The sequence below is a fragment of the Paraburkholderia sejongensis genome (assembly GCF_020880815.1).
Taxonomy (GTDB): domain Bacteria; phylum Pseudomonadota; class Gammaproteobacteria; order Burkholderiales; family Burkholderiaceae; genus Paraburkholderia; species Paraburkholderia sejongensis.
Map to the genome: position 1 here is coordinate 505,836 of NZ_JAJITD010000002.1, position 16,787 is coordinate 522,622.

18 protein-coding genes are annotated in these 16,787 nt (G+C 65.0%); 6 read left to right on the forward strand and 12 right to left on the reverse strand.

Translation table 11 applies throughout. The features are described from left to right. Positions 1–90 precede the first annotated feature (90 nt). On the forward strand, positions 91–828 hold the full coding sequence (locus LJ656_RS05800; protein WP_230508305.1) for a ComF family protein: 738 nt from the start codon (positions 91–93) through the stop codon (positions 826–828). A gap of 18 nt (positions 829–846) precedes the next feature. Continuing rightward, on the forward strand, positions 847–1,317 hold the full coding sequence (gene trmL, locus LJ656_RS05805) for a tRNA (uridine(34)/cytosine(34)/5-carboxymethylaminomethyluridine(34)-2'-O)-methyltransferase TrmL (protein ID WP_230508306.1): 471 nt from the start codon (positions 847–849) through the stop codon (positions 1,315–1,317). Here trmL and LJ656_RS05810 read toward each other — a convergent pair. The 5 genes from LJ656_RS05810 to LJ656_RS05830 form a co-directional block, all read right to left on the reverse strand. Continuing rightward, the gene (locus LJ656_RS05810; RefSeq protein WP_230508307.1) at positions 1,290–1,850 is read right to left on the reverse strand and encodes an O-acetyl-ADP-ribose deacetylase; all 561 of its coding nucleotides are present in this window, start codon (positions 1,848–1,850) and stop codon (positions 1,290–1,292) included. The genes trmL and LJ656_RS05810 overlap by 28 nt on opposite strands. A gap of 96 nt (positions 1,851–1,946) precedes the next feature. Next, entirely contained in the window at positions 1,947–2,945 is a 999-nt protein-coding gene (locus LJ656_RS05815) for an NAD(P)H-dependent glycerol-3-phosphate dehydrogenase (RefSeq protein WP_230508308.1), read from the reverse strand. Between the two features lie 21 nt (positions 2,946–2,966). After that, positions 2,967–3,443 (reverse strand): protein-export chaperone SecB, encoded by a 477-nt coding sequence (gene secB, locus LJ656_RS05820; protein ID WP_075295238.1) that lies wholly within the window; start codon positions 3,441–3,443, stop codon positions 2,967–2,969. Positions 3,444–3,591: 148 nt separating this feature from the next. Further along, positions 3,592–3,852: a glutaredoxin 3 gene (grxC, locus tag LJ656_RS05825; RefSeq protein ID WP_230508309.1), complete on the reverse strand. Its 261-nt coding sequence runs from the start codon at positions 3,850–3,852 to the stop codon at positions 3,592–3,594. Next, on the reverse strand, positions 3,849–4,274 hold the full coding sequence (locus LJ656_RS05830) for a rhodanese-like domain-containing protein (RefSeq protein WP_230508379.1): 426 nt from the start codon (positions 4,272–4,274) through the stop codon (positions 3,849–3,851). The genes grxC and LJ656_RS05830 overlap by 4 nt, the downstream gene beginning before the upstream one ends. A 136-nt stretch (positions 4,275–4,410) precedes the next feature. Here LJ656_RS05830 and gpmA point away from each other — a divergent pair, with 136 nt between their 5' ends. The 3 genes from gpmA (at position 4,411) to LJ656_RS05845 (ending at position 8,107) form a co-directional block, all read left to right on the forward strand. Next, positions 4,411–5,157 carry a 2,3-diphosphoglycerate-dependent phosphoglycerate mutase gene (gene gpmA, locus LJ656_RS05835; RefSeq protein ID WP_230508310.1) on the forward strand — a complete coding sequence of 249 codons (747 nt, stop codon included), beginning with the start codon at positions 4,411–4,413 and terminating at the stop codon, positions 5,155–5,157. Positions 5,158–5,539: 382 nt separating this feature from the next. Continuing rightward, the gene (locus LJ656_RS05840; protein ID WP_230508311.1) at positions 5,540–7,123 is read left to right on the forward strand and encodes a S41 family peptidase; all 1,584 of its coding nucleotides are present in this window, start codon (positions 5,540–5,542) and stop codon (positions 7,121–7,123) included. Between the two features lie 225 nt (positions 7,124–7,348). Next, positions 7,349–8,107: a HesA/MoeB/ThiF family protein gene (locus LJ656_RS05845; RefSeq protein WP_230508312.1), complete on the forward strand. Its 759-nt coding sequence runs from the start codon at positions 7,349–7,351 to the stop codon at positions 8,105–8,107. Positions 8,108–8,229: 122 nt separating this feature from the next. On the opposite strand, the gene ptsP is transcribed toward LJ656_RS05845, so the two are convergent. The 7 genes from ptsP to LJ656_RS05880 form a co-directional block, all read right to left on the reverse strand. Continuing rightward, positions 8,230–9,975: a phosphoenolpyruvate--protein phosphotransferase gene (gene ptsP / locus LJ656_RS05850; RefSeq protein ID WP_230508313.1), complete on the reverse strand. Its 1,746-nt coding sequence runs from the start codon at positions 9,973–9,975 to the stop codon at positions 8,230–8,232. A 353-nt stretch (positions 9,976–10,328) separates the two neighbouring features. Continuing rightward, positions 10,329–10,598, reverse strand: coding sequence for an HPr family phosphocarrier protein (locus LJ656_RS05855; RefSeq protein ID WP_075295149.1), 270 nt, complete (start codon positions 10,596–10,598; stop codon positions 10,329–10,331). Between the two features lie 96 nt (positions 10,599–10,694). After that, complete coding sequence (locus LJ656_RS05860; RefSeq protein WP_230508314.1) at positions 10,695–11,222, reverse strand: PTS sugar transporter subunit IIA; 528 nt, start codon at positions 11,220–11,222, stop codon at positions 10,695–10,697. Between the two features lie 349 nt (positions 11,223–11,571). Further along, a complete protein-coding gene (gshB, locus tag LJ656_RS05865; protein ID WP_230508315.1) occupies positions 11,572–12,528 on the reverse strand; it encodes a glutathione synthase in 957 nt (318 codons plus the stop codon). 101 nt (positions 12,529–12,629) lie between these two features. Beyond that, positions 12,630–13,919 (reverse strand): glutamate--cysteine ligase, encoded by a 1,290-nt coding sequence (gene gshA, locus LJ656_RS05870; RefSeq protein WP_075295143.1) that lies wholly within the window; start codon positions 13,917–13,919, stop codon positions 12,630–12,632. Between the two features lie 250 nt (positions 13,920–14,169). Further along, positions 14,170–15,663 (reverse strand): ammonium transporter, encoded by a 1,494-nt coding sequence (locus LJ656_RS05875; protein ID WP_230508316.1) that lies wholly within the window; start codon positions 15,661–15,663, stop codon positions 14,170–14,172. Between the two features lie 57 nt (positions 15,664–15,720). After that, on the reverse strand, positions 15,721–16,059 hold the full coding sequence (locus LJ656_RS05880; RefSeq protein ID WP_230508317.1) for a P-II family nitrogen regulator: 339 nt from the start codon (positions 16,057–16,059) through the stop codon (positions 15,721–15,723). A gap of 379 nt (positions 16,060–16,438) precedes the next feature. Between LJ656_RS05880 and LJ656_RS05885 the strand changes: the two genes are divergently transcribed. Next, complete coding sequence (locus LJ656_RS05885; protein WP_026228952.1) at positions 16,439–16,693, forward strand: accessory factor UbiK family protein; 255 nt, start codon at positions 16,439–16,441, stop codon at positions 16,691–16,693. Positions 16,694–16,787 lie beyond the last annotated feature (94 nt).

A 16,787-nucleotide genomic window follows, 5' to 3' on the forward strand; every position in this document is an offset into this window, starting at 1 on the left:
TCAGCGTGAACGGTCCTGCAACGCCCTTCCGGGCGCCCACTCGTGCGATTTCAGTCACTTTCTTCGTCCTGTCGCGAGCGCGTCGCGCGTTTGGCGCGCGATCTGCATCCACTCTCGTCGCGCGTGCTGCAAGTCGCGTTGCCGAATCTGTGCGCGTTATGCGGCAATTTGTCGCATAACGCGCTGTGCGACGGTTGCGACGACGCTTACTGGAACGAGCCTCGCCTGCGTTGCACCGTCTGCGCGGTGCCGCTGGCCGCGTCGCGGTGGGCTGCTCGCGCGCACTATCGCTGCGCCGATTGCGTGACCGCGCCGCCGCCGTTCGACGCGAGCTTCGCGCTCGCCGACTATCGCGCGCCGCTCGACACGCTCGCGGTCGGCCTCAAGTTCCGCGCCAGGCTGCGGCTCGCGCGCGACTTCGCGCAGCGCCTCGCGCGGCTCGCGCAGGACAGCTGGCGCGAGCCGCGCGAGTGGCCCGATGTGATTGCGCCGGTGCCGCTCGCACAGCGTCGGCTGGTCGAGCGCGGCTACAACCAGGCGTGGCAGATTGCGAAGCCGCTCGCCCGCGCGCTCGGCGTGCGCAGCGACGCTACGCTGATCGCCCGCACGCTCGACACCGCGCCGCAATCACGGCTCGATCTCGACGCCCGGCGGCGGAACGTCGGTCGCGCTTTCCGGCTCGCGCATCCGGTGCGCGGTCTGCACATCGGCATCGTCGACGACGTGATGACGAGCGGCGCGACGCTCGAAGCGCTCGCGCATACGCTGAAGGCGGCGGGCGCGCGGCGGGTCACCAACTTCGTCGCGCTGCGCACTCCAAAAAACTAGTCCCCAGGTGGTCCCTGTATGTTCAATGTCGTTCTCGTAGAACCTGAAATCCCGCCGAACACCGGCAACGTGATTCGCCTGTGCGCAAACACCGGCGCGCGCCTGCACCTGATCGAGCCGCTCGGCTTTCCGCTCGACGACGCCAGGATGCGCCGCGCCGGCCTCGACTATCACGAGTACGCGCAGATGAACGTGCACGCCGATTGGGCCGCGTTCGTCGCGAAAGAAACGCCGGATCCCGCGCGGATGTTCGCGTTCACGACGCGCGGCTCGGGCCGCTTTCACGACCATGCGTTCCAGCCCGGCGACTGGTTCGTGTTCGGCGCCGAGACGCGCGGATTGCCCGATGGCGTGCTCGAACAATTCCCGAACCAGCAGCGCGTGCGGCTGCCGATGCGCCCCGGCAACCGCAGCCTGAATCTGTCGAATACCGTCGCGGTCGTCGTGTTCGAAGCGTGGCGTCAGGCCGGCTTTGAAGGCGGCAGCTGAACCCGTTCGAGTTCGAGCGCGTAGCGCGTGAACATCGCGTCGTCGAAACAGGCGAACGTCACGTGTTTGATGCGCGGCGTGCGCGGCAGCGTGTCAAGCACGGTGGCGACCGCGATGCGTGCCGCATCGTCGGCGGGGAAACGGTAGATGCCGCAACTGATCGCCGGAAAGGCGATGCTCGTGCAATGCGCATCGCGCGCGACTTCGAGCGAGCGCTGGTAGCACGATGCGAGCAGGTCGGCCTCGCCGTGCGCGCCGCCGCGCCATATCGGGCCCACCGCGTGAATCACGTGCGTGGCGGGCAGACGATAGCCGCCGGTGATCTTCGCGTCGCCGGTCGCGCAGCCGCCGAGCGTTTCGCATTCGCGCAGCAACTCTTTGCCGGCCGCGCGATGAATCGCGCCATCCACACCGCCCCCGCCCAATAGCGACGTATTCGCGGCATTGACGATCGCATCGACCGCGAGCGTCGTGATGTCGACCACGCGTGCTTCGAGCGAGCAGGTTCCGTGACTGAGAGTGAAGGTGGGCATGCGAGCCTCGCTGGTCCGTGCATCGATACTGAAGTGGACAGCAAGGTGAGGCAGCCGTTCAACGCGCAGCGGCGCTAAACGGCTGAAGAGAAAGGCTTATTCGGCTTTCGAGTCGCGCCGCAGCAGCGCGCTCACCGCATCGCGCGGCGCCACGCCGTCGAACAGCACCGCGCAGACTGCTTGCGTGATCGGCATCTCGATCGAGTGCGCACGCGCGATCGAGAGCACAGCCTGCGCGCAGCGCACGCCTTCGGCCACGTGACCGAGGGCGCCGAGGATATCGTCGAGCGTACGGCCGGTGGCAAGCTGCAAACCCACGGTCCGGTTGCGCGACAGGTCGCCGGTCGCGGTCAGGATCAGATCGCCGAGGCCGGTCAAACCCGTGAAGGTTTCCGCGCGACCGCCGAGCGTCACGCCAAGGCGCGACATTTCGGCGAGACCGCGCGTGATCAGCGCGGCACGCGCATTAAGACCGAGCCCGAGACCATCGGCGATGCCCGTTGCGATCGCCAGCACGTTTTTCACCGCGCCGCCCACTTCGACACCGACGACGTCGTCGCCGGTATAGATGCGCATCGCGTCGTGATGGAACGCGGCGACCGTGCGCTCGCGGCAGGCCGCCGACGCACTCGCGATCGTCAACGCGACCGGCAGCCCCTGCCCCACTTCGCGCGCGAAGCTCGGCCCGGACAGCACGCCGTTGCTCGCGTGCCCGGGCAACTCAGCGGCGACCGCCTGATGCGGCAGCAATTGCGAATCGGCTTCGAAACCCTTGCACAGCCAGACGATGTGCGCGGGCACCTTGCCGGCGTCGCGCATCGTGCGCAGCAGCCCGCGCAGACCCGCGACAGGCGTCGCGACGACGCACAGCGCATCGTCGGCGAGCACATGCTCGAGCGCTGCGCCGAACTGCGCCTCGTAGCGAAGCGCCGGCGGCAACGCAACGCCCGCCAGATAGCGGGCGTTTTCGTGCGCAGCGGAAAGTTCGGCGATGAGCGCGGGCTCGCGCGCCCATAGCACCGTGTCGTGCCTTAAGGCCAGATGACCGGCGAGGGCGGTGCCCCATGCGCCGGCGCCAAGAACGGCAATCTTCATAGCCGGCACCGTTGTGGCGCGTTAATGCGTGACGCCGTTTTGCGCCGCGCCGTCCTGCTGGGCCGCGCCCAGTTGCGCGAGACGCTGTTCGTACAGCGCCTGGAAGTTGATCTCGGCGAGGTGGATCGGCGGGAAGCCTGCGCGGGTGATCGCGTCGGCGATGTTCGAGCGCAGATACGGGAACAGGATGGTCGGGCAGGCGATGCCGACGAGCGGATCGATCTGTTCGGCAGGAATGTTACGGATGTCAAAAATGCCGGCCTGCTTCGCTTCGATCAGGAACGCAACCTTGTCCGCGACCTTGGCGGTAACCGTACCCGTCACGAGGATCTCGAACACGGTTTCGGCGAGGCGCTCGGCCTTCACGTCGACTTCGACTTCGACCGACGGCATTTCCTGCTCGAGGAAGATGGCCGGCGAATTCGGCTGCTCGAGCGACATGTCCTTCAGATAGATGCGCTGGATATTGAAGAACGGCTGGTTATTCTCGTCGGACATGATGGTGATTCCCTGATAGGTGTGCATGGCGGCGGCCGATGCACGCATGGGCCGCCGAATTGTTGCGCCGGCGCAGGCGCGCCTCACGTGAGGCGCGCCTGCGCCGGCCGGCCGAGTCATCCGCCCGCGCGCCGCGCGGCAGTCGAACTCAGGCTGCTTCGAGCAGCGGCATCAGACCGCCGGCGCGATCGAGCGCGGACAGATCGTCGTAGCCGCCGACGTGCGTCTTGCCGATGAACACCTGCGGCACCGTGCGACGACCGGTCCGGGTCATCATCTCCTCACGACGGGCCGGGTCCTTGTCGATCAGTACTTTTTCAACGTGCTCGACGCCGCGCGACTTTAAAAGACGTTCGGCCATCTGGCAATACGGGCACACCTGGGTGCTGTACATGATCACTTTATTCACTTGGCTGCTCCTTGTTTCACAACCGGCATACCGGCTTTCTGCCAGGCGTCGACGCCGCCTTCGAGAACATGGACTTCCGTGTATCCCGCTTCCTGCACGATACGCGCTGCCTTGTTCGACTGCTGGCCGGTCTGGCACACCAGCAGCACCGGGTTGCTCTTGTTCTTCGCGAGTTGCGCGACCTTCGCCTGCAATTCCGCGAAATCCAGATGCCGTGCCGACGGCAGATGCCCGCCGGCGTACGCGGCGACAGGCCGTACGTCGACCACGACCGCGTTGCGCCGGTTGATCAGTTGGGTCGCTTCGGCGGCCGACAGGCCGCCGCGGCCGCGCCGGCTGATGGTCGGCCACAGCAGCAACCCACCAGAAATGAGGACGATTGCGATCAGTACAAGGTTGGTGTAATCGGTGAAAAACTTCACAGAGAGGTCGCCGGTAAGAGAGAAATCGGAAAGAGGAATCCGCGCATTATAAAATAACCGTTTGACGCGATGGCGACGCTCCTGCGGGCGCGCCATGCAGCGCTGACCGCTTCCTCACTACCGACCGGCAATTCTCATGTACAAACTCGTTCTCATCCGCCACGGCGAATCGACGTGGAACAAGGAAAACCGCTTTACCGGCTGGGTCGACGTCGACCTTACCGAGCAGGGCAACCGCGAGGCGCAGCAGGCAGGCGTGCTGCTCAAGGAATCGGGCTACACGTTCGACATCGCTTATACGTCGGTGCTCAAGCGCGCGATCCGCACGCTGTGGCACGTGCAGGACAAGATGGACCTGATGTACCTGCCGGTCGTGCATTCGTGGCGTCTGAACGAGCGCCACTACGGCGCGCTGTCGGGTCTGAACAAGGCCGAAACCGCCGCCAAGTTCGGCGACGAGCAGGTGCTGGTCTGGCGCCGCAGCTACGACACGCCGCCGCCCGCGCTCGAGCCGACCGACGAGCGCGCGCCGTACAGCGACCCGCGCTACGCGAAGGTGCCGCGCGAGCAGCTGCCGCTCACCGAATGCCTGAAGGACACGGTGGCGCGCGTGTTGCCGCTGTGGAACGAGTCGATTGCGCCGGCCATCAAGTCGGGCCGCAACATCCTGATCGCCGCGCACGGCAACTCGATCCGCGCGCTGGTCAAGTACCTCGACAACATCTCGGACAACGACATCGTCGGCCTCAACATTCCGAACGGCGTGCCGCTCGTGTATGAACTCGACGCCGACCTGAAGCCGATCAAGCATTACTACCTCGGCGACCAGGACGCGATCGCGAAGGCGCAAGCCGCGGTCGCAAGCCAGGGCAAGGCGGGCTAAGCACCCGTCCCACCATGCGGCCCGGCGCGGCAAAACCGCACGGGCCGCATGTCGTCGGCAGGGCGCACGGGAAATACTGTATTGCGCCCGGCGGGCAGAGTCGCGGTCACCTAAGCGCCTCGCGCAACGGGCAAAGTTACCGGTCACGGGCCCCCTGCGATCGCTGCCCTCGTGCGGCGGACGCGCCGCAGTCGCCACCCGTCCCTCTACCGCGTCATCGCGCGACTTTGCGAGCTGTGGACCGGCCAGCGCGAACCAGGACCTTCCCGTACTGTCGAAGCACGATTGCCTGCACCGCGCCCTGTCCGGGCGGGTGTGCAGTTATACTTGTCCGTCCAATCTTTATCGACGCTGCCACGCGCTCCCGACCGCAACAGACTCTATGCGAAAGAACCTGAAAAATATCGGCCTGATTGCCGCGGGCCTTGCTACCGGTGTCTTTGCCACCCTGCAATTCTCCGCCTCGGCTGAGCAACCCGCGAGTGCCGTGGTTGCCCCCCTGCCGCTAGACCAGCTCAGGCTCTTCGCCGAAGTGTTCGGGCAGATCAAGCACGAATACGTCGAACCGGTCGACGACAAAAAGCTCCTCACCTCCGCGATCAAGGGCATGGTGTCGAGCCTCGACCCGCACTCGTCGTATCTCGACAAGACCGATTACGAAGAGCTGCAGGAGCAGACCAAGGGCCGCTTCGCGGGCCTCGGCATCGAAATTTCGTCGGAAGACGGCCTGATTAAGGTGATTTCGCCGATCGAGGACACGCCCGCATTCCGCGCCGGCATCCGTCCGGGCGACCTGATCACGCGTATCAACGACAAGCCCGTGCGCGGCATGACGCTCGACCAGGCGGTCAAGCAGATGCGCGGCGAGCCGGGCACCAAGGTCACGCTGACCATCTTCCGCAAGACCGACGACCGCACCTTCCCGCTCACCGTGACGCGCGCCGTCATCAAGGTGCAGTCGGTCAAGGGCAAGATCGTTGCGCCGGGCTTCGCGTACGTGCGCATCACCAGCTTCCAGGAACGCACCACGCCTGATCTCGCGGCCAAGCTGCAGGACCTCGCGCGCCAGGAACCGAACCTGAAGGGCGTGATCCTCGACCTGCGCAACAACGGTGGCGGTCTGCTGCAAAGCGCGGTCGGCGTCGCCGGCGCGTTCCTGCCGCCGAATTCGGTGGTGGTATCGACCAACGGCCAGATCCCGGATTCGAAGCAGATCTATCGCGACACCTACGACAACTATCGCCTGCAATCCTTCGACAGCGATCCGCTGAAGGACGTCCCGGCGATCTTCAAGACCGTGCCGATGATCGTGCTGACCAACGCGTACTCGGCGTCGGCGTCGGAAATCGTCGCGGGCGCGCTGCAGGACCAGCATCGCGCGCTGATCCTCGGCAAGACCACGTTCGGCAAGGGCTCGGTGCAGACCGTGCGGCCGATGACCGCCGACACCGCGCTGCGCCTGACCACCGCGTACTACTACACGCCGAGCGGCCGCTCGATCCAGAACAAGGGCATCCGCCCCGATCTACCGGTCGATCAATACGCGGACGGCGACCCGGACGACGCGCTGGTGACCCGCGAAGTCGACTACTCGAATCACCTCGCGAACACCCAGGATCCGAACGAGAAGAAGGAAGCGGAGCAACGCGAACAGGAGCGCATGGAGCAGTTGCGCCAGCTCGAAGAGCAGAACGACAAGAAGACCCCGGAACAGCGCCAGAAGGATCGCGAGCGCAAGCCGGTGGAATTCGGTTCGGCCGACGACTACATGCTGCAGCAGGCGCTCAACAAGCTCGAGGGCAAGGCGGTGCAGCAATCGAAGTCGATCATGGAACGCCGTCTCGCGCAGAACAAGCCGGCCACGTCGGCTTCCGCGCCGGTCGCGGTGAAGCCGACCCAACCGGTGCCGGGTGCATCGGGACCGGCGCCGGCTTCGGCCCCCGTGCCGGCTCCGGCTGGCAAGTAAGCAGTCATCCGTACGTGTCTTCGCAGCGAGTCGGGCTGCGAAGACACGCGGTAACCTTGCGGCCCCTCCGTAGTCCCTCGCAGCACCTCGTCGCATCGCCTGCAACAGACGCAGCAAGCCGCACCAACCCCACCCTCCCCGCGCGACTAAAATAGCGACAAACACGCGCGCCGCGGACCGTGCCAGTCCGTATCCCGATGCGCGACACACTCGCGCGCCCCCGCCATGAATGACGATCAACTCCTCCGTTACTCCCGCCATATTCTCGTCGACGAAATCGGCATCGAGGCGCAGCAGCGTTTTATCGATGCGCACGCGATCATCGTCGGCGCCGGCGGCCTCGGCTCGCCGGCCGCGCTGTATCTGGCGGCCGCGGGCATCGGCCGTTTGACGCTGGTCGATGCCGATACGGTCGATCTGACCAATCTGCAGAGGCAAATCCTGCACGTGAGCGCCTCGGTCGGCCGCAAGAAAGTGGAGTCCGGGCGCGACATGCTCGCGCAGATCAATCCCGAGGTCGTCATCAATGCGGTGGCCGAACGCGTCGACGACGCGTGGCTCGATCGCGAGGTGCCGCACGCGAGCGTCGTGCTCGATTGCACCGACAACTTCGCGACCCGTCACGCGATCAACCGCGCGTGCGTGAAGCATCGCGTGCCGCTGGTGTCGGGCGCGGCGCTGCGCTTCGACGGCCAGATCAGCACTTTCGATTTCCGTAACGAAGCGTCGCCGTGTTACGCATGCGTGTTTCCCGAGGACCAGCCTTTCGAGGAAGTCGCGTGCTCGACGATGGGTGTGTTCGCGCCGACGGTCGGCATCATCGGTTCGATGCAGGCCGCCGAAGCGCTGAAGGTGATCGGTGAGATCGGCACGCCGCTGGTGGGGCGTCTGACGATGCTCGATTCGCTGCGGATGGAGTGGAACACGATGCGTATCGGCCGTCAGGCGGATTGTCCCGTGTGCGGCCTCGCGCATCCGGCTTGATGGAGCAGGCCTGACGGCGCATGCCGCGCTCACTCGCACGCGCGGCTACCGCGACACGTCAAAATGAAAAACGCCGCATTAATGCGGCGTTTTTCATTCAACAGGCCCAGCGACGCTACAACTCAAACCAGCGCGACCCGCTTCAACGCAGCCTGCACCTCTTCCGGCTCGAACGAAGCGAGCACATCGGCGACCGGCTTCTCCAGCGTCTTCACATGCGAGCGCAGCACTTCCTGCTTGACCTCGAGCAACTGGCTCGGGTGCATCGAAAACTCGGTGAGGCCCATGCCGAGCAGCAGACGCGTCATCGCTGGATCGCCGGCCATCTCGCCGCACACCGATACCGGCACGCCCGCGCGCTTCGCCTCGCGCAACGTGAACGCGATCAGATGCAGCACCGCCGGATGCAGCGGATCGTAGAGATGCGCGACCGCGTTGTCCGCGCGATCGATCGCGAGCGTGTACTGGATCAGATCGTTGGTGCCGATCGACAGGAAGTCGAGCCGCTTCAAAAACAGCGGCAACGCGATCGCCGCGGCCGGAATCTCGATCATCGCGCCGATCTGCACGTTCGGGTCGTAGGCGATGCCCGCGTCGTCGAGCTGACGCTTCGCTTCGCGGATCAGATCGAGCGTCTGGTCGATTTCCTGCGCGTGCGCGAGCATCGGAATCAGTATCTTCACCTTGCCGAACGCCGACGCGCGCAAAATGGCGCGCAACTGCGTGAGGAACATCTGCGGCTCGGACAGGCTCCAGCGAATCGCCCGCAACCCCAGCGCGGGGTTCGCGGCGGTTTCATAGCCGTCGCCGCCGCCCATCGAATCGAGCGGCTTGTCGGCGCCGACGTCGATCGTGCGAATCGTGACCGGCAAGCCGTTCATCAACTCGACCGCGCTGCGATACGCGCCGAACTGCTCCTCCTCCTCCGGCATCCGGTCCTTGTGATTCATGAACAGGAACTCCGTCCGGAACAGGCCGACGCCGGTCGCACCGGATTCGATTGCCGCGCGCGCGTCTTCCGGCAACTCGATGTTCGCGCACAGTTCGATGCGCGTGCCGCACAGCGTTTGTGTCGGCGAGAATTTCAGGCGCTGCAGCTTGCGCTGCTCGAGCTCCTTCTCGCTTTGCCGGTACGAGTACTCTTCGAGCACAATCGGCGCCGGATCGACGATCACGATGCCGTGGTCGCCGTCGACAATGATCAGATCGTCCTGGCGAATCAGCGCGCTCGCATGCTGCACGCCGACCGCGGCCGGAATGCCGAGACTGCGCGCAACGATCGCGGTATGCGAGGTGCGGCCGCCGAGATCGGTGACGAAGCCCTGGAAGGTCTGCGTCTTGAACTGCATCATGTCGGCCGGCGCGATGTCGTGCGCGACCACGATCATTTCGTCGCACGCGCCATGCACGCTGTCGACCAGATTCGACGCGCCCGCGAGCGCCTTCAGCACCCGTTCGACGACCTGCTCGATATCGGCTTTGCGCTCGCGCAGATACTCGTCTTCGATATCGTCGAAATGGCGCGACAGCCGTTCGAGCTGCTCGGTGAGCGCCCATTCGACGTTGTAGCGGCGGGTGCGGATCAGGTCGATGGTCTCCTGCACGAGCATCGCGTCGTTCAGGATCATCGTATGGACGTCGATGAACGCGCCCATTTCGCTGGGCGCGTCGGCGGCGAGATCGGCGCGCAACGCGTTCAACTCTTCATGCACGCCTTGCTGGGCCGCGCGAAATCGCGCGACCTCCCCTTCGATCCGGGCTGGTTCGATCAGATAGTGGTCTACGTCGAGTGCTGCCGGGGCGATCAGATAGGCCCGCCCGATGGCGATACCGCGTGACACGGGAATTCCATGCAGCGTGAATGACACGCGCACCTCCTCTAGTTGTGTGATGCCGCGGCAAACCGCTGCAATGCTCTCAGACTGTACTGGGCATTATAAATTCCGCGCCTTTTTGAAGTATGTCAGGGCTGTGTGCGGCGCAGCACGAATTGTCGTAATGGGCACCGTCGGATGCCCACTACATCGGGCGAGGCGCCTTTTTACGGGCAGGCTTTAATTATTGAAAAATCGTCGGCCGTCCTACCTGCTTTTTCCCTTTCGCTTTTGCTTTCGTCCCGATTAGCCAGTCAACGTTTTTAATAATCTAATGCCGACGGCCGAAAAAAAACCGCGGCGAGGGCCGCGGCTTTGTTCTGCCATTCGAATCGCACAGCGTGGCTTTATTGCCCCTCGCCGAATTTATCGGCGATCAGTTTCAGCAATGCGTCCATCGCGTCTTTTTCGTCGGCGCCTTCCGTTTCGATCAGCACCGTACTGCCGATGCCGGCGGCCAGCATCATCACGCCCATGATGCTCTTCGCGTTGATACGACGGCCATTGCGGCTCATCCAGATTTCCGACTGGTAGTTGCCCGCGAGTTGCGTCAACTTGGCCGACGCGCGCGCGTGCAGCCCCAGCTTGTTCACAATAGTCGTTTCCTGTTGCAGCATGTGTTGGTCCGAAGCGCGGGTGAATGAAAGGGTGAAGGGAGAAACCGCCAACCAGTTGCCAGGCCTTTGAAGCGTCGCGTGCACAACCGCGCCGGCTTACAAGCCGGCCGCGTCCGTCTTCTGCGTCAGATCGGCCCCGGCCGGCAACGCCGGAATACAGTCGCCGGGCGCCGCGTCGGGCGGCAACGCCGGCAGGCAATCGTTCGAGCACGCTGGCGGCGCGACCGGTTCCGGGGTCGCCGGACCGATTGCGTGCACGCCCTTGGTCGCGCCGGCCAGCGCCTTGTCGACCAGCGTGTCGAGCGGGGTCGCGCGATAGCAGACCGCGCGCACCAGCATCGGCAGATTGACGCCGCACAGCACGCGCACGTCGGGCCGCGTCGCGAGCCGCCCGGCTATATTCGCCGGGGTCGCGCCGAACATGTCGGTGAGCACCAGCGCGCCGTTTTCTTCCCTCAGCCGCGCGACTTCCGAATCGGCGAACGCAACGACCTGCGCGGGATCGCAATCCGGCGACACGTCGATCACGCCGATCCGCGCCGGCAAGCCGCCATAAATGTGGGAAATGCAATCGCGCAACGCGGTGGCGAACGGAGCGTGCGCAATGATCAGAATGCCTGCCATGTCAGCCTTACAGCAAAAGAACGGCCCCAAATCGTCGACCGGGGTTAGCCCGGTTCGCCGGCGCCCCGCAGCGGCCGTGGCTTGCGAGGGCGGCAACACATCGGGGAGCGAGCGGTTCGGCGCGCCTGTCGGCGCGGGCGCTCGCGTTGCCCGTTGCTGGTCCGCGAGCCGCGCCAGTGTCGCCGGGGGCAAACGCTAAAGCTGCCGGACGACGCCTCGCGCGGGCGAGCGGGCATTGTATCAGGCTCATTTTCGCGCCGAATCCCGTCGGCTGCCCGCAGCGGATCTGCTTCGTAAATGGGGGGCGCGGCCGCGCCTTCAAGCCGGCCGCGCCGCGCCTGCCGGCTGGTCAGGCGGCCGCGCGCTCCAGCGCGTCGATGAACATCGCGGCGACGTCGAAGCCGGTCTGATCCATGATTTCGCGGAAGCAGGTCGGGCTTGTCACGTTGACTTCGGTGAGCCAGTCGCCGATCGCATCGAGTCCGACCAGCAGCAAGCCGCGCGCCGCGAGCACCGGCGCGAGCGTATCGGCGATCCGCCGATCCTGGTCGCTGAGCGGACGCGCGACCCCGAGGCCACCGGCCGCGAGATTGCCGCGCACCTCATTGCCCTGAGGAATCCGCGCGAGCGAATACGGCACCGGCTCGCCGCCGATCAGCAAAATACGCTTGTCGCCGTCCTTGATGTCGGGGATGAATTTCTGCGCCATCACCGAACGCGCGCCGTCATGGCTCAGCATTTCGATGATCGCGCCGAGGTTCATGCCGTCCGCCTTCACGCGGAACACGCCCATCCCGCCCATCCCGTCGAGCGGCTTCAGGATCACGTCCCCATGCTGCTCGTGGAACGCGCGCAGACGCGCCGGGTCGCGGGTGACCAGCGTCGGCGCGACGAACTGCGCGAACTCGCCGATCGCGAGCTTTTCGGAATGGTCGCGAATCGCCTGTGGCTTGTTGAAGATGCGCGCGCCGCTGCGTTCGGCCAGCTCCAGCAGCCACGTCGACGTCACGTACTCCATATCGAACGGCGGGTCCTTGCGCATCAACACCGCGCCGAAGCTCTTCAGCGAACGCGGCGCGAACGGATCGGGTGCATACCACACCTCGCGATGCAGATCGGTGGTGTCGCCGGTGATATCGATACGCTGCACGTTCGCCTCGACGTCGCCGCCGGTCCACGCGAGCTGCTTCGGCTCGCACGTGTACACCGTGTGCCCGCGCCGCGCCGCTTCGGCCATCATCGAATAGGTCGAATCCTTGTAGATCTTGAACTGGCTGAGCGGATCGGCGATGAAAAGAATGTCCATGAAAGTCCCGGTGCGCCCTGCTGGGCTTGGCATTATTCGTCAATGAGTCGGCGCGGACAGCGCCGGCGGCACGCTCGCCGCCGGCCCGCGCGCGGGGTGGCTTAGACCTGGATCGCTTCGGGATCGGTCTTTTCGAGTTCGACCGACGCGGCCAGCAGCCCGAGCCGCGCGACCACGCCGTACATGTAGAAGCGGTTCGGCGGCGCCGCGCCGGGCTTCGCGTGCGCATCGGGTAGCGCGGTGTGCTCGAAGCCGAGCGGCACGAAGTGCATGCCCGGCGCGTTCAGGTTCTGGTCGCGCTCGCGGCTGCCGTGCACGCGGTAGAAACCGCCCACCACATAGCGGTCGATCATGTAGACGACCGGTTCGGCCACTTCCTCGCCGACCCGCTCGAACGTGTACACGCCTTCCTGCACGATCACGTCGTGCACTTCGAGACCGTCCTTGGTGGCCGCCATGCGCGCGCGTTCGCGCTTGGTCAGCGCGGCCACTTCCGACGCGTCGTGCACGGTCATCACGCCCATCCCGTAGGTGCCGGCGTCCGACTTGATCACCACGTACGGCTTCTCGGAGATCCCGTACTCGCGGTACTTGCGGGCGATCTTCTTGAGCACGCCGTCGATCGCGTCGGACAGCGCTTCCTCGCCGGTGCGCTCCTGGAAGTCCACGCCTTCGACGTGCGCGAAGTACGGATTGATCATCCACGGATCGATCTCGACCATCTTCGCGAACTTCTTCGCGACATCGTCATAGCACGAGAAATGGGTCGATTTACGCCGCACCGCCCAGCCGGCATGCAGCGGCGGCAGCAGATACTGCTCGTGGAGATTTTCGAGCACCGGCGGAATGCCGCCCGAGAGATCGTTGTTCAGCAGGATCGAGCACGGATCGAAATTCTTCAGACCAAGGCGCCGCTGCGAACGCTCGAGCGGTTCGAGCACAAGCTTCTGGCCGTCGGACAACGCGATCGTGACCGGACCGTTGATCGATTCGTCGAGCGTGCCGAAGCGCACGTTCAGACCCGCCTGGCGCATGATCGACGCGAGCCGGGCGACGTTTTCGAGGTAGAACGCGTTGCGCGTGTGCCGCTCCGGAATCACCAGCAGATTCTTCGCATCCGGGCAGATCTTTTCGATCGATGCCATCGCGGCCTGCACCGCGAGCGGCAGCACTTCCTGCGGCAGATTATTGAAAGCGCCGGGAAACAGATTGGTGTCGACCGGCGCGAGCTTGAAGCCCGCGTTACGCAGATCGACCGAACAATAGAACGGCGGCGTGTGCTCCTGCCATTCGAGCCGGAACCAACGTTCGATAGCGGGCGTGGCGTCGAGGATCTTCCGCTCGAGATCGAGCAGCGGGCCGTTTAACGCCGTAACTAGGTGCGGAACCATTGATCACTCGCAGACTGGAGAAAAAAGATTGTAGAGCAAATGCTTTGCCCATTTGGGGACGGTTTCTCCGTACGCAAGCAGACTCGAAATGCTTTTCCCTATCACGATGATAGGCGGGGAAAACTGCCGTTTCCATCCGGATCAGCAAGAAAAAAGCCCGCCATGAAGGCGGGCAAATCGCTGCGCTTAACCTAACCGGTCGAATCTTCGAGTGTCGATTCCGTGACTTCCGTGACTTCCTTGGTTTCCGTTATTCGACGCGCTCGCCATGCAGGCTGACGTCGAGACCTTCGCGCTCTTCTTCCTGAGTCACGCGGATACCCATCACCATGTCGATGACCTTCAGCAGCACGAAGCTGACCACGCCGCTGTAGATCAGCGTCGTCACCACGCCCTTGGCCTGCAGCAGCACGCTGCCGTCCGCGCCGCCGATGTCCTTGACCGCGAACACGCCGGTCAGCAGCGCGCCGATGATGCCGCCGATGCCGTGCACGCCGAACGCGTCGAGCGAGTCGTCGTAGCCGAACTTGTGCTTGAGCCAGGTGGCCGCCCAGAAGCACACCACCCCGGCGACCACGCCGATCACCAGCGCGCCGAGCGTACCGACGAAGCCCGAAGCCGGCGTCACCGCGACCAGACCTGCCACCGCACCGGACACGATGCCGAGCACCGACGGCTTACCCTTGGTCGCCCATTCGGCGAACATCCAGCCGAGCGCCGCCGCGGCGGTCGCCACCTGGGTCGCGAACATCGCGAAGCCGGCACGACCGTCTGCCGCCACCGCCGAACCCGCGTTGAAGCCGAACCAGCCGACCCACAGCATCGACGCACCGATCAGCGTGAGCGTCAGGTTGTGCGGCGCCATCGCTTCGCGGCCGTAGCCGATCCGCTTGCCGAGCACCAGACAGCAGACCAGACCGGCGATACCGGCGTTGATGTGCACCACCGTGCCGCCCGCGAAGTCGAGGATGCCCGCGCTAGCCAGCCAGCCGCTCGGCTCCCACACCATGTGCGCGATCGGCGCATAGACGATGATCGACCACAGCGACATGAACACCAGCATCGCCGAGAACTTCATCCGGTCGGCGAACGCACCGGTGATCAGCGCCGGCGTGATGATCGCGAAGGTCATCTGATAGACGAAGTAGACGGTTTCAGGAATCGTCGGCGCGAGGTGGCTGACAGTCAGTGTGACGCCCTTGTCGCCCTTGATGTAGTTCATCCCCGCCATGAACACCCGCGAGAAGCCGCCGATGAACGGGCTGCCCGGCGTGAACGCGAGGCTGTAGCCGATCACGGTCCAGATGATGGTCACGACGCAGGTGATCGCGAAGCTTTGCATCAGCGTCGCCAGCACGTTCTTCTTGCGGACCATGCCGCCGTAGAACAGCGCGAGGCCCGGAATCGTCATGAACAGCACGAGCGCGGTGGAGGTCAGCATCCACGCGGTATCGCCGGAATTGATCTTCGACGAGTCGACCGAGAACGGCGCGGTCGGGGTGGCGGGGGCGGCGTCCGAGGCGCCCGCCGGTGCGCTTGCCGCCGCGGCGGCGGAAGCGTCGGCGGCCGGCGCGGAAGCAGCCGGCGCGGCGACCGCGGCCGACGCATCCGGGGCGGGCGCGCTGGCGCTCGTGTCGGGTGCCGAGGCGGCGGCGGGCGCGGACGCGTCGTCCGCGAGGGCGGCGCCGACACCGCCCGCGAGCAGCGAGCCGGCCATCAGCAGGGACATCAAAAGTTTGCGCATCTTGGTTTTCCTCTTATCGCTATCTATGTCGCTTATCCGTGTCGCGAGGGTTAGGGCTTACAGCGCATCCGCGCCGGTCTCGCCAGTGCGGATGCGGATCACCTGCTCGATCGGCGTGACGAAAATCTTGCCGTCGCCGATCTTGCCGGTGCGCGCGGCGCGCTCCAGCGCCTCGATCGCCTGATCGACGATGTCGTCCGCGACGGCCGCCTCGATCTTTACCTTCGGCAGAAAATCGACGACGTATTCGGCGCCCCGATACAACTCGGTGTGCCCCTTCTGGCGCCCGAAGCCTTTCACTTCGGTAACCGTGATGCCCGACACGCCGATCGCCGACAAGGCTTCGCGCGCTTCATCGAGCTTGAACGGCTTGATGATTGCGGTAATGAGCTTCATGAAATCCCTCGCTAATGTGGTGCTGATCCCCTTGCGTCCCGGTTGGCCGGGCTGTTGCGCTACCGGCAAAACATGCTCCGGCAGTGCGCGCGGGGCAGTAACAGCAACTCCTATGCCATGTTGTGTCAGACTGCGGTCCGCCCGACTGTCGAGAAGCGCCCGGACGGCCTTGTCCGAACGGCCAGCGACGCGGTGCGCGGGTGGCGCCGCGCGGGGATCGTTGCTAGAGTGTTCGAACACTTCCGGCGCCCCGTCGCGCACCAAACGCGCCCACACAGTCGCGGCGCCCACGCTCCAACGCACCACGAAGGCCCATTCGCCGCGACGGGGCACAGACGTAACGAAACATGCACATTTTTTGTGCACTAAGGGGAATACCATGAAACAACCGAACGACGTTTTTAACGACTTCCAGGCTCGCGTCAGCGATCTGTTCAAGAATTCGCCGGCCAAAGACGTCGAGCGCAACGTCAAGGCGATGCTGTCGCAAGGCTTCTCGAAGCTCGATCTGGTCACGCGCGAGGAATTCGATACGCAGACCCAGGTGCTGGTGCGCACGCGCGCGCGCCTCGAAGAACTCGAGCGCCGCGTCGCCGAACTCGAACAGAAGCTGCCGCTCACCCAGACGCCGTAACCCGCCGCCCGCAGCGTTCACGCTGCGCAGCGCCGCACCTCACCGGCAAGCGAGCCGTGACGTCATCAGCGTTTCAGGGGCTTCGCGCTCGCCA